The organism is Alkalibacterium subtropicum (assembly GCF_900112455.1).
In the GTDB taxonomy this organism is placed as follows: domain Bacteria; phylum Bacillota; class Bacilli; order Lactobacillales; family Carnobacteriaceae_A; genus Alkalibacterium; species Alkalibacterium subtropicum.
This window is the reverse complement of the sequence record NZ_FOLT01000008.1, coordinates 1-13,601: the sequence shown is the minus strand read 5'-3', so window position 1 is coordinate 13,601 and position 13,601 is coordinate 1. Positions and strand designations below refer to the sequence as shown.

General features: G+C 43.3%; 10 protein-coding genes. 5 read left to right on the top strand and 5 right to left on the bottom strand.

Going from position 1 to position 13,601, the window contains the following annotated elements:
• Nucleotides 1–8: 8 nt before the first annotated feature.
• The 4 genes from rpmH to jag all read left to right on the top strand — a co-directional run bounded on the left by rpmH (nt 9) and on the right by jag (nt 2,567).
• A complete protein-coding gene (gene rpmH, locus BM049_RS08295; RefSeq protein WP_091487056.1) occupies nt 9–149 on the top strand; it encodes a 50S ribosomal protein L34 in 141 nt (46 codons plus the stop codon).
• A 109-nt stretch (nt 150–258) separates the two neighbouring features.
• On the top strand, nt 259–624 hold the full coding sequence (gene rnpA, locus BM049_RS08290; RefSeq protein ID WP_091530436.1) for a ribonuclease P protein component: 366 nt from the start codon (nt 259–261) through the stop codon (nt 622–624).
• Nucleotides 625–692: 68 nt separating this feature from the next.
• The gene (gene yidC, locus BM049_RS08285) at nt 693–1,529 is read left to right on the top strand and encodes a membrane protein insertase YidC (protein WP_177188659.1); all 837 of its coding nucleotides are present in this window, start codon (nt 693–695) and stop codon (nt 1,527–1,529) included.
• A 72-nt stretch (nt 1,530–1,601) separates the two neighbouring features.
• Nucleotides 1,602–2,567: an RNA-binding cell elongation regulator Jag/EloR gene (gene jag, locus BM049_RS08280; RefSeq protein ID WP_091530433.1), complete on the top strand. Its 966-nt coding sequence runs from the start codon at nt 1,602–1,604 to the stop codon at nt 2,565–2,567.
• A 153-nt stretch (nt 2,568–2,720) separates the two neighbouring features.
• Here jag and BM049_RS08275 read toward each other — a convergent pair whose 3' ends face one another.
• From BM049_RS08275 to BM049_RS08260, 4 genes are all read right to left on the bottom strand, one after another.
• Nucleotides 2,721–3,521: a class C sortase gene (locus BM049_RS08275; protein WP_091530430.1), complete on the bottom strand. Its 801-nt coding sequence runs from the start codon at nt 3,519–3,521 to the stop codon at nt 2,721–2,723.
• On the bottom strand, nt 3,521–4,426 hold the full coding sequence (locus tag BM049_RS08270) for a class C sortase (RefSeq protein WP_091530428.1): 906 nt from the start codon (nt 4,424–4,426) through the stop codon (nt 3,521–3,523). Before BM049_RS08270 ends, BM049_RS08275 begins: the two co-directional genes overlap by 1 nt.
• Nucleotides 4,427–4,543: 117 nt before the next feature.
• Entirely contained in the window at nt 4,544–6,229 is a 1,686-nt protein-coding gene (locus tag BM049_RS08265; protein ID WP_091530426.1) for a SpaA isopeptide-forming pilin-related protein, read from the bottom strand.
• Nucleotides 6,230–6,259: 30 nt separating this feature from the next.
• Nucleotides 6,260–9,622 carry a Cna B-type domain-containing protein gene (locus BM049_RS08260; protein WP_091530423.1) on the bottom strand — a complete coding sequence of 1,121 codons (3,363 nt, stop codon included), beginning with the start codon at nt 9,620–9,622 and terminating at the stop codon, nt 6,260–6,262.
• Nucleotides 9,623–10,625: 1,003 nt separating this feature from the next.
• Here BM049_RS08260 and BM049_RS08255 point away from each other — a divergent pair.
• Entirely contained in the window at nt 10,626–11,906 is a 1,281-nt protein-coding gene (locus tag BM049_RS08255) for a bifunctional folylpolyglutamate synthase/dihydrofolate synthase (protein WP_177188651.1), read from the top strand.
• Between the two features lie 206 nt (nt 11,907–12,112).
• On the opposite strand, the gene BM049_RS08250 is transcribed toward BM049_RS08255, so the two are convergent.
• Nucleotides 12,113–13,297 (bottom strand): IS110 family RNA-guided transposase, encoded by a 1,185-nt coding sequence (locus BM049_RS08250; RefSeq protein WP_091530417.1) that lies wholly within the window; start codon nt 13,295–13,297, stop codon nt 12,113–12,115.
• Nucleotides 13,298–13,601: the final 304 nt, after the last annotated feature.

The window sequence follows — 13,601 nt, the reverse complement described above, 5'->3', positions numbered from 1 at the left end:
GTTTGCCAATGGCACAAGGATTAACATATCAACCAAAAAAACGTAAACGTCAAAGAGTACACGGATTCAGAAAACGTATGAGTACTAAAAACGGACGTAGAGTATTGAAAAACAGACGTCGTAAAGGAAGAAAAAGAATTTCTGCTTAATGACGCTAGGCGACGGAAGCTTCTTGCTGGAATATTTGGTGAGAGCACGTTGCCTTTTTTTTATTCAAATTTTTAAAATACTTAGCTAATGTAGAAAGATGGGACGTTAATGAAAAAAGCTTATCGCGTAAAAACTGAAGCAGATTTTCAAAAAGTCTTTCATCAGGGACAGTCGATGGCTAACCGGCAATTTGTGGTGTATAACTTAACCAAAGAAGGACAAGCTCATTTTCGTGTTGGGATCTCAGTCGGGAAGAAACTGGGAAATGCCGTCGTCAGAAACGCGATCAAACGCAAAATCAGACACTGTTTGATCGAATTTGATCAGAACGATCTGATCAGACATGACGTGGACTTCATTGTCATTGCCAGACCGCCTGTCAGTCACATGGATTATCATGAAATCAGGAAAAGTCTTCTGCATGTGTTCGATCGAGCGGCCATACTTAGAAGCAATGAACAGAGAGTGGACTGAATGGATTTTAAATATTTTGAAACGAGAGTTAACGATGTTTGAGAAAAGAGGAGAACGACGTGAATTTTATAAAGAAACGTAAGCGATTGCTTCTGGCAATGGCAATGATTGGACTAATGGTCTTTCTGACCGCCTGTGGAACAGAACCCGTTACTTCAGAAAGTACAGGTATCTGGGAAGGCGTCATTATTTACAACTTTGCCCGGGCAATTATCTGGGTTGCTGACTTTTTCGGTGGAAATTACGGTGTAGGGATCATCGTTGTCACGATATTCATTCGCGCCCTGCTTATCCCATTTACACATTTCCAACAGAAAAACATGCAGCAGATGAATGAAATCAACCCTCAGCTGCAGGAGTTGAAAGACAAGTATTCTGCGAAGGATACAGAGACACAGGAGAAGCTGAAAGAAGAACAGCAGCGTCTCTACAGTGAAGCAGGCGTCAACCCGTATATGGGCTGTCTGCCCCTGCTGATCCAAATGCCTGTTTTCATTGCGCTGTATCAGGCTGTAATCAGGACACCGATCCTGGCTACAGGTGATTTCCTATGGGTCAACTTGGGCCAACCGGATCCTTACTTTATATTACCGATCCTGGCCGGCTTATTCACTTTAGGCAACTCGGTTTTAATGAGTATGGGTAGACCTCAGGCTGGAAATAAAATGCTGACGTATGTCATGCCGTTATTCATCGTCTTCATTACCTTGCGCTTATCCAGTGCCCTGGCCTTGTACTTTACAGCGTCAAATGGTTTCGCTGTGATCCAGACGCTGCTCTTCCAGAATCCATTTAAGATGAGAAGAGAACGCGAGGAGAAAGAAGCAAAAGAACGCGAAGCAGAACGCCAGCGCAGACGAGCTTTGAAAAAAGCGCAGAAACACAGAAGAAACGTAAAAAAATAATGTTTTTCTGACTTATGCTTATTTATTTGGTAAAATATAGATGAATAGAATTTGGGATGGAGGATAGTATTCATGAATGACAAGTATACTGCACAAGCTTCAACCACTGAAGCAGCCATTGAAAAAGGATTAAAAGCATTAGGTATCGAGAGAAAAGATGCCACGATCGAAGTGAAGCAAGAAGGCAAGAAAGGCTTCCTGGGTATTGGCCAGAAAGACGCGGTCGTTGTGGTCAAAAAGACCAATACTAAAAATGCTGTCGAGGAACTATTATCTAAAGAAGTCATGCTGGGGGAGGAAGAATCATCCACGATCAAGCCTTCCGAAAAAAGAGAAGAAAAAGCTGTACCTCCCGTAGAACCGGTCGCTGAAAAACCGGAAGAAGTGATCGAAGCTGTCGAGGAAACGGAAGAACAGGAAACACCTGAAGAAGTAGAAGAAACAAAAGTAACTGAAGAAACCAGTGAAAAAGAAGAAAAAGTCGTGTCCCAAGAACTTGCACAAACTGAACAGGTGAAGGAACGTCAGCCGCGCGAAGAGAGAGAGGATTCTTTCAACGCACAAGACGAAGCCGCTGTCGAGAAGGTTTCTGACTATCTGAAAACCATCGCTGTGAAGATGGGCGTGGACGATGTGAACATCAACGTGAAACGCGACTATAACCGTGTGAAGTTCTCGATCGAGACGGAAGATGCCGGTTTGATCATCGGTCGTCATGGCAAAGTATTAAACAGTCTTCAGACGCTGGCCCAGATCCAGCTGCATCAGGAAGCGGACAACAAGCTCTACGCTAAAGTGGATGCAGAAAATTACCGTGACCGCCGTAAAAAAACGGTGGAACAGCTGGCCACGCGCACCGCTGAAAAAGTTCAGCGCACCAAGCGTCCGGTCATATTAGAGCCGATGCCTGCGCACGAACGTAAACAGATCCACCGCTATTTGAACAGATTCAGCGGCGTACAGACCCATTCTGAAGGGAAAGAACCGCACCGCTATTTAGTCGTCGAACCTGCAAAAGAAGAAGAGTTTAAATTATAATTTATGGATATGATGGAGAGAGAAGCCTTTGGCCTCTCTCTTTTTTTGCTTTTAAAGAGCGTAAGAGTCGGCTTGGACCGACTCTGTCATAAAAAGCTCGCCAGGGAGAAATAGAGTCTCTGGCGAGCTTTTGTAGTTTATGTGACTCCTTACTTAGTTCACCCGTTCACCATAAACGAGAAGTCGCTTGTCATTCATTGGATACTTGAGACAGGTGACCAGTGTGACGAGATCTTTGTCTTTCTGGATACTTAAACTGTCCACCTCATTAGGCAGAACGACTTTTGAGCCAGTCACCCGGTAAGTCATAGTTCTATCTAGGGTCTGGACCTCGAACGTATCTCCAGCACTCAAATCATTGACGTGTAAAAACATATTGTGCCGAAGGGTCCCTCTGTGTCCGGCAATGACGGCGTGCGTCCCTTTGCCCCCAACGGGAAGGGAGGTGCCTGTAATGTGTGCGGCACCTTTCATCAAATTGGCATCGGAAGCGCCAAGGTAAATAGGGAGTTCGATGTTGATTTTAGGGATGCGAATGATGGAGTAGAAAGAGCGGGAAGCTAGAGAAGAGGAGCTGCTCCCTGATGAAGCACTGACATCTTCCATCTCGACATGAGAATTGTCGACGAGACCTTCAGGATTATTGAGGAGACTGCTATCGTTCTCAGGTCCATCTTGATTACTGGAATAAAATTCATTTGAAGCCATGACTTCATCTGTAAAAGCATCTTCGATCATCTGCTCCGGATCCTTCTGAAGCTGTTCATTGTATGCCCGCATCTCTTCCCACAATGCCTCACTGTCTTCTTCTGAATCAGGTTGAGCCGAAACAGTTTCTAATTCTTCGATCTGCTGCTGCATGGTGTAGTCATTGATGTAATGAGCAATGTAAGGATAAGTGAAAAACAATAAGCCGGCGAGAAAGAGCAGAGAGGGTATTAGTTTTTTCTTCATTATCTCTTCTCCTTTCGCGTTTTTCTCTTATAGATCAAAAGAGCAAGGACAAGGATGCTGACAACTGAAGCGATGAGTATTGGAAGGGGATAAGAGGTTTCTTCAGGAGTAGAGTCAGTGGGCAAGTCAGGGGTAACAGCTGCGGCAACGGGTTCTTCCGGGGTATAAGGGATGCGTTCGCCCATGACGAGCAAGCGGTGAGAATTGATCATGTAAGGTGTACAGGTGATAAGGGTGACGAGATCTCTTCCTTCCTGGATAGCAATGAGGTCCGTCTCGTAAGGTAAAACGGTATTGATTTCAGTGACCTGGTAAGCTAACGTTTCATCTAAAACATTTAAGTAGAAAATACTGCCAAGCTCTACATCAGGTAAGTCTGTGAACAGTTTAGATGTCGGCAGACCGCGATGACCGGTCAATACGGCGTGAGTGCCTTCACCGCCTAAAGGGAAGGATGTATTTTCCATATACCCGATTCCTTTTTGGAGAACGGCATCACTCGTACCGGCATATATCGGAAACTTACCGTCGATAGCCGGGATGTCGATGTGTCCCAGGACATCTCCAAGGCGGTCGGTGAACACATTGAAGGAAGAATGATCTCCTTCAGCAGACACTTCATTGGATGGTTCATCGGAAAAAGGGTCTTCATAGTCATGCTGAATATTGTCGCCAGAAAGCTGCCGATTGTATTGAGTTATCTGATTTTTATAGGCATCGATTTCTTCTTGGGAAAGCTTGTCCAGGGAATCCTGATACGTATCGATGACCCGTGTCTGAGTCATGCCGGAATAAATCTGCATCACGATGGGGTATAAAAAGATGCTTAGTCCGATAATAAAGGCAATGATCAGTAAGAATGAGGATTTTGAAGGTTTCTTGAATGAACGAAACGGTTTTTTCATGGAGACTCCCTCCTTTCAGTGACGAGAGTGGGGTAGAGGAGTATGTAGAAAGGGATGAGACAGGTAGTGTCCCATCCCGGAGGTGTCAGGTATCGGTTAGGTTTCGGTCGACACTGATTATTTTTCTGATTTTTTATAGAGTTTGATCGAAGAGCCCATCAAGCCAAGTCCGATAATGCTGAAGACTAAAGTACCCACACCACCTGTTTGAGGCAGAGTGATTTCAGGGCTGTTTAGAACTTCGGCAGGATCTGCAGCGACAAGATCAGCGACGTTACTGTAGTAGCTGTTTGCATCGACCGTGAACTCATAGTCGTCATCAAGCAATCTGTACTGAATGCCGTCAACTTCAGGTGCTTTGATTTCTTCCAGATAGTAGTCACCGTATGCCAACCCTTTGATTTCAAAGTAGCCGTTAGCGTCAGATACGAATGTCCATGCTGTGGCCTTAGCACCCCAGCTGTAGTCTGATTGTAGATACATGCCTTCGCCTTTGTGGATAAGGAATTCAGCGCCTGGTAAGCCTTCGCCTTCTTTGTTCACTTTCTCAAAGGCTTTACCACCGGTATGAGCATAAGGCTCGTCTTCTTCAGTTGCATCATAATCGTCATAGCCATTGTTGAATTCAAGGTCTACACTGTTGTAGTAGTCCATGCCCATGATGGCTGTATCGTTGAAGAAGGTCGTGAATTCTACAGTCAACTCAGTAACGCCCTCCAGAGCACTTGGTGTGATATCAATGGTCAAAACGTTACTTGTGAAGTCTACTGTAAAGTCTGTAATGGCTCCATCATTGATCGTGACATCATTATTGAAGGTCATTTCAGGACCGAACGTATCGACGATTACGAAAGAGTCATAAGTGGCGATGTCGCCAGGGACTTCAGGCTGAATGATCCAGAGGATATTTTCATTGAAGTCAGCGGTTTCCACTTTGTTATCGACTGTTGTCACGAATTTTTGGATGTCAGGCAGGTCGTAGTTCATCAGTTCGACGCCTTCGCGGATGATTTTTTCATCAATAACATTTTCGTCAGATGAATCATTTCCTAAACCGTAAGCGTGGTCATCTTTTGTGACTTCAAAAGTGATTGGAGTCGTATTCAGACCATAGCCATCAGGTGCAGCTGTTTCGACGAAGTAGTAGTTGCCGACGACCAGGTCTCCAACAAAAATGTTACCATTTGCATCGGTTACTAAGTCAGATGCAATTAAAACATCATCTCCATCTTCTTCTTTATAAAGACTGAAAGTTGCCCCAGCTAAGCCAGTTTCACCATCTTCGTCCCATTTGGTGAGTTCGACGGCACCTAAAATCAGCTGGTTTTTAGGATAGACATGAACATTTTCATTCCATTCCGTGCCATTTGGATTCATCATCGGTACATCGACTAAAAATGGGGGGCTGAATTCTTCGACCCCTTTAGGTGTGTTTGTTTCTACAACATAGTATCTGCCTTGAGCTAAATTCTCAAATAAGGCGAGACCACTGCTGTCTGTAGTCTCAACGACAGGAGAAATGCCTGTGATATCTACCGGTAATTCAGCATCATCCGCTACTTTATAGACACTGAATTCGGCGCCTTCTAAAAATGTCGAGTCAGCGGGAAGGTCTTTTGTCAGCCCGTCGTTTTCGATCAATGTATCATCGAATGGATTATAGTTTGTCTGGATTTTATGGATGTACAGATTTCCAGTTTCTGGTCTTACTGTTGCTGCCATTGCCATGGAAGGTGCCATAATGGAAAGAACCATGAACAGCCCCATCAAGAAACCGGCAATCGTTCGTATTCTTTTGGTCATTTGCTTTTACTCTCCTTTTTTAGTCAATCTTCATGACTGTTTTGATTTCTTTTTTTTAAGGCCGTACACGGCTCCTCCCATCAAGGCGATACCAAGGACAGTGAAGATGGTGGTTCCCATGCTACCTGTGTCTGGCAAGGACTGAGATGGTCGGTTTTTGATCGTTAATGGATTTTCCTCAGTGATTTGTACTTCTTCTACATTGACGATCGTTTCACCATTTTCTCCTTTTTCGATTGTAATGACAAAGTCGTTAGGATAGAGATTGAATCCGAGTGGTGCTTTGGTTTCTTCTAACAGATATGTTCCGGCAAGCAAGTCAGTAAAGACCAGTTTCCCTTCAGCATCTGTCGATAACGTGACAGTGAAAGGATCCGCAACTTCAGGATCTATGCGTGTCAGCTTGAATTCTGCAGGATTATCTAGTATCGGATTGCCGTCCATATCTGTCTTGAGAATATAGAGATCACCCATGACTAGTGTGTTTTCCACATCCAGATGCAGGACGTCTTCAACATAGTACGGTGCAGCGTATTCCTCGTTATAGTTTGGAGGAACGGTTTCTTCGATCGAGTAAGTGTAGACGTTACCGTCATTATCCGTTTCGTCCTGTTCACCGAAATCATAGAACCATTCATCTAAAGCTGAAGTGGTTGTTTCAGTGACATATTCAGGCTCACCGCCTTCTATCATGCGGTAAAGTGAAATAGTCAGGGTTTCTGGTCTGTGCTCTGGTGTATCGTTCGCCCAGATCTTCTCACCTACGATAGGGATAAGGGGACTTGTGTAGGTGTTCGTGACGATCCAGACACCGTCTATAAATTCGGACTCTGAAGTATAGTTATCAAGCTCTAGTTCTTCGGTTACGCGATAGAGATATTCATTACCGTTGAAATCGTATTGAGGCAGGTCACTCCAAATATAGTCGAAACGAGTACTCGTGCCTGAATCTGGAGTGATCATTGGATCAAGGTCGACGATGTCATAGGTTTCGCCGTCAATAGAGCGGCTGAGTATCAAGTCGACAGCGACATGATCAGCTTCAGGTCCACCATCCCAGATTTTAGCGGCTTCAATATCAATGAGTGGACTTTCAAAGGTGTTCGTGACGATCCAGATACCGAATTCTTCATCATAGGTGACTTCTGAATTATAGTTATCTAGAACCAGCTCCTCGGTCACTTCATAGATATATTCAATACCATTTGTATCGTATTGAGGCAGGTCGCTCCAGATATAGTCAAAGCGGCTGCTCGTACCGGAATCTGGTGTGATCATTGGATCGATATCAACGATCTCATAATTCACGTCATCAATGGAACGGCTGAGTATCAATTCAACGGCAACGTGATCCTCATCACGTCCCCCGACCCAGTCTTTTCGTGCTTCGACTGACAGACGCGGAAGAACATTGGTTGGTTCATACCACATATCATTGGCTGGGTTAGGATCGTCGGTGATCATTGAAGCAATGACAACAAAGTTTAACAGGTCTGCGGAATTTAAAGGAATTCCATCATCATTGTAGTCACCGCGGTCATCTGAAGTCGTTCCTAAGAAATTATCTGTCGGCGCATCTTCATCGACGGTGACTGTTAAGATAAAGACTCTGGAGTCTTCCGGCTCTAAAGCGAAGGCCGGCCAGGTCACTGTTCCGCCGCTGCCGTCAATATCCGCCCCGGAATGTACGCCTCCGTCGCTGGCGCTGACGAAAGTAACATATGGATCTAGGGTATCTTCGACAACGATACCGTTAGCGACGGTATCTGTTGAGTTGTTAGTTACCGTAATAGTGTAGGTAAGCGTCTCGTTTACATACAATGGATCGGGTTCGTCTGATTTTATGATACTGACGTCTGCCTCAACAGAAGTAAAGGTACTTGTCTGATTTAATGGTACAGTCTGGTTACCGGTATTGATTGTATCACCGGTAGCTGTTTCTGCACTGATCAGACGGGTCTGAACCGTATTTCCCACTTTTTCTGGAAGGGTATCTTTCAAAACGACCCACATTTCTACAATGATGGTATCCCCTGTATCCATACCGGAGAGGTAGAAGGTTCCTTGTATTTCTGTCCCTACGAGCGCAGCATCTATATCATAAACGGTCGCATCGTTCCCTGGATCCGTTGAATCCACTGTATCCACAAAACCGGCAAAGACCATATAATTAGGATCGAAACCGAAATTCGAACCATTTGTGGTCACGGTTTCCCATCCTGCAGTAAACTGCATCACGCCGTCTTCAGGAGAAGTTGTTCCGGTTACTGAAATTTTCGCTTCGAATGGCACGATTTGTCCTAAAGCCAAATTCTCAGGTTGTAGTGATTCTACAGTTTCCGCTGAGGGTGTGCCCATTGGATCGGCAGCACGGCCTGAGGGAGGAGTAGGGTAGTCAAAGGGGAGATTAAAATCATAAAAATCTGTATCATATGCTGAGAAGTCGATAGAATAACTGCCTCCAGATAAGATGGTGATGTCATCAGGTTCAGCTGCTGCAACGTCTTCTTCAACACTTTCTTCCTGGACTTTCTGCGTTGAGAGAGGTTCCTCATTCGTTTTATCTTCGACTTCTGCATCCACTTCCACGTCAGACTCGCTGACTGCTTCTTCTTCAGGAGCAGCTTCTTGAGAGATAGATTCTTTATCAGAACTTTCATTCACTGGTGCTTCAGATTCAGCGGACTGTTCAGTTTCTAGTTCTGCTTCTTCTAGTTTGGCTGCCTCTTCAGCAAGTCGCTGTTCTTCAGCCAATCTATCTGCTTCTTCCTGAGCAGCTTTCTCTTCAGCTGCGATTCGTTCGGCTTCAGCCTTCTCAGCGGCAATCCGTTCAGCCTCGGCTTTTTCTGCCGCGATCCTTTCAGCTTCTAACTGGGCAAGCTTATTTGGGATCGAGACGGATTGAAGGGCGGCTGCTGCCGGACTGTCTTTTTGCTGTATCGAAGCACCGATCTTGAATGTTAGATTTGTTGTTGAGATATCATTAACTGCGGTCGTGAATGTGAGTGTGAGGGTTTGTGCTGTAGTGGAGTAAGGGGCTGTAAAGGTATGGCTGTTGCCTGACGTGTTGAATACGCCGGTTGGGGTTGCGGACACAAGTTGTGGAGCACCGACATCTTCGGGTACGACCACTTCCACGCTTGGTGCGGCTTCTGCTTCCGATTCATTTTGGGTAACAGTCACTTCCCAAGTAATGAGTTTCCCGTCCTCGCTTAAAGACCATTTGGCATTTCCAGATCCTTTATCGTCCGAAAATAAACTAATGGCGTTACTGGTCTCAGCGGATGCGGTGAGGGAGGAAACTAAACTTGAGGGAAAGAACTGAATGAACTGAAACAGAACGAACAGCAGCGTGATGACATGTGTGTACAACGGTTTGCGTTGAGTTGTCACATCTAATACACCTCCGATTGCTGATGTTAAGTATGAAATTTGAGCGACTTTCTAGTTTCTGTCAAAGGCGCCACCTCCTTAAAGGGATCGATGAATTTAACATGTGAGATAAATAAAACAAGAGGATGACAAATAGAATGGGATAGAAAAACGAAAGAGACTATTTCTGAGTGGTTAAAATGAGGGGGGATACAGTGAGAAAAAAATACGGTAATAAAAGCGGTTGAATTATAAAGAAATAGAGGGAACATTAAATGAATCTAGAAGACTTGCAAGGTGTATAATGAGGGGAAAAGTTGAATACAATACGAATAAATATTCTAAAGGATTAAGTAAGCACATTCAACTGTTAAAATAAGTATAGTAAATAATTAAATATTAATCAAAGAAAAGAAGTTATTATATTAACTTGTTAAAAGTAAGTGTATATGTACGGTAATAGAAGGACAAAAAAATCAAAATGAAGCGAAGACATGAAAAAGGCCTTTGCTTGGAAAAGTGATTTTCTCCAGGAATCAAAGGCGTGAGTCTTTTTCATTTAATTGGGGGGTAAGTATTGGGGGATTCATAGAATCCAAAAGCGCTATGTGGTTGATCTGATTTTTTATCTTCGTCACCTCGTAGTCGTTATAGTCTTCACAAGGGCCCATAAAGAGATTGTGAAATAAGAAAAGAATTGCAAGGGAACACAATACTTTGTCTATGTAACTAGTTTATTCTTTACTTGGTAAAAGCGCAAATATAAGCCCTCGCGAAATGAAGATATATGATTCATTCTGATTGAATCTCAAATAATATTGTGAATTATTAGTAAGATATTATCAATTAGAGACTTTTATTGACTTTTACAATAAGTAAGTTTGTTATAACAGCATGAATGTTTAATAAATGTGACAAGTGAGAAAATGTTGCTGTTGTTGTCAGTCATTGAACCCGTTATACTTGAAAAGGAATGGAAATGTTAAAATAGCTGATAAATTTTACTTAAATGAGGGTCGATGAAATGGTAAGGGATATGAAAGACGTTATAGCCTTAGTCAATACAAATAGAGGGAACGGGAAGAAAGAAAGCCTGGATCGCATGCGTACACTGCTAAAGAAAATCGGTAATCCGGAACAAAGATTGGCGTTCGTTCACATTGCCGGGACCAACGGGAAAGGATCGACGGCATCCTTTATATCTCAGATACTCATTCAAGCAAACCTGAAAACGGGAATTTTTACTTCACCGCACTTAGAAAAAGTGAATGAGCGGATCCGGATCAATGATGCGTTTATTTCCGATGACGATTTTATCCGAACAACAGAAAAAGTGGCTGCTGTCGTGGATGCCGTCGAAAAAGAATGCGGCGAGCGTCTGTATTCATTTGAGATCTTAACGGCGGTCGCTCTTTTATATTATAAAGAACAGAAATGCGACATCGTTGTTCTGGAAGCAGGCATCGGCGGCAGACTGGATGCGACCAACACGATCCCAGTCCCTGAGGTCGCGATCATCACGTCGATCGGTATGGATCATACGAAGATGCTGGGGAATACGCTAGAAAAGATAGCGGGCGAGAAGGCCGGGATAATAAAAGAAAAGGGAGAAGTCGTGCTGCCTTCTTTCACCCCCTCTATCGAGGAAGTATTCCAGATAATGTCAGAAGCTCAGCAGGCATCCATTCATAAGGTGGACATTAACGACATCAAAGAGTTGAACATGACAGAACGGGGCAGTACCTTTTCATACAAACAATTTGACAAAGTGACCGTTAGCATGGTCGGGAAACACCAGGTGAGCAATGCTCTTTTAGCCATCGAAGCGGCCCTTATCTTGAAAGAAAAAGGTTATGATCTGTCCGATGAAGAGATTATCAAAGGGATCAAAGCCAGCTACTGGCCGGGAAGGATGGAGAAAATCCAGGACGCGCCGACGATCTTCATTGACGGGGCGCATAATCCTGAAGGCGTGGAAAGATTGAGAGAATCGATAGAAACGCTTTTTCCCGGTGAAAAGCTGACTATCGTTGTCGGTATGATGAAAGACAAGGATTATATGCGTATGATCGAAGAACTTCTGCCTTTCACGAAAAAAGTGTATACCGTATCGCCGGATCCGTATCGCGGGTTTGCTCCCAGGGTAGTTGCGAGACAGCTTCAGGAAAAGGGGATTGAGGCTCAGCCGTTCGATTCCACCCGGGATCTAATTGCTTTTCTAAAAAGTCAGACTGACACCGAAGAAAAATTCATCATATGCGGTTCACTTTATCTGATCGGAGATATAAAGATAAAGTGGAAATAAAAGAAGCTCTTCCTGCTGAAAAAATGGGAAGAGCTTTTACTACTCTTTAAGAGATAAAGAGTGCTAATATTGAGGTGAGAAGACAGGTGAAGAAAAAGAGAGACTAACTATATAAAGTCAAGCGATAGGGTGCAAAATTAGCGTGATGATTTTTGTGGTTTTAAGAGCACATCAAATAAGCTTATTCTATTCTCAATTTTTCGGATTTACTTTAAACGAACTTCATATGGTTCATTCTTCTTTAAAATTGCGTAAATGACATAACAGAGTTTACGTGAAACGGCGCCCAAGGCTGTAAGGTGGTGTTTGCCATCGGATATTTTCTTTTCATAAAATGCTTTAAAAACTGGATCATGTCTTGAGGCGACTAACGCAGCGGAGAATAAAGCCTTTCTTAGATAGGGAGAGCCTCGTTTACTCATAACGTTATGGGTTCCCTCGAATTCACCCGATTGGCTTACAGACGCGTCAATACCGGCAAAAGCGACCAATTTAGCTGGTGAAGAGAACTTGTTTATATCCCCAATCTCTCCTAGTATCGTCGCACCGTTAATTGGACCGATACCTGGGATTGTTTCAATCACAGAATCAATATCGTCCATGATCTTTTTAATTTCTTTTTCTGTATCGGTTATTTGCTTTTCAATAAATTTTAATTGCTCAACCATTGAACGTAATTGAAAGGTGAATGCTTCCTGGGCGAATTTAACTCCAAAGGAGTGTGAGGCAGCGGTTTTTAGTTCTTCAGCTTTCTTCATACCCAAGCGATTTCTACTGGCTTCACCCAATAGATCAGCTAGGGTACCTGCAGAAATATGATTGATGGCATCAGGAGAACTCAGTTCTAACAAAACTTCCTTTGATGCTTTTCCAAAAATGCCCACTTTACTAAAAAGTGTATCGTATTCAGGAAATACTTGATCCAATACTGCAATGATTTTCCGTTTGAAGTCACTAGCGGTACCCACAAGATAGGTTCGGTAGCGTGAGAGTTGTTTCAAGGAAAAGATGTTTTCATCGGATAGAGATGTTTCTACAAACGTTCCGTAGCGCATTAAATCGGCGATTAAGACAGAATCAATAATATCATTTTTTCGTTTGCGAATTTCCGTTCCTTTACGCCAACCATCGGTCTGAATCGGATTAATGACGTGAATAAGAAAGTCGTGCTCATCTAAAAAGGAGAAAAGAGATAGCCAGTAATGGCCTGTTGCTTCCATTCCGACTTTAAACTGATCAATCGGGGATAAAGAGATGATTTTTTGGAGAAGTTTTTCTCCACCTTCAGTTGAATTGGGGAATGAAAAGCCTTTTAGTATCACTTTTCCTTCTTCATTCATAGCTGAGGCTACATGGCTTCGTTTACCAATATCAATTCCTAAGAAGAACATAACAACACCTTCTTCATTTAATTTTGGATTGAACAGCCACTCGTCTGAAAAGCGTCACTACCTTGTTATAGATACGGAGTAAAGCACGAGGCTTTCAACATCTAACTCATTCGCAATCAGCTTATCAGAGAGAGGAACCAGTCTTTCGATTACGAGTTCAAGGACTCAAGGAGAGAACGGCTAACCTCTCAATCCAATAAACTTATTATCTCATATCTTACGAGATGAGGTAATCGAAAAGAGGTTCATAGGGTTATCCAGTAAAAACCGGAAGGTTAAAACCCTAAATATAATATACAAGGAG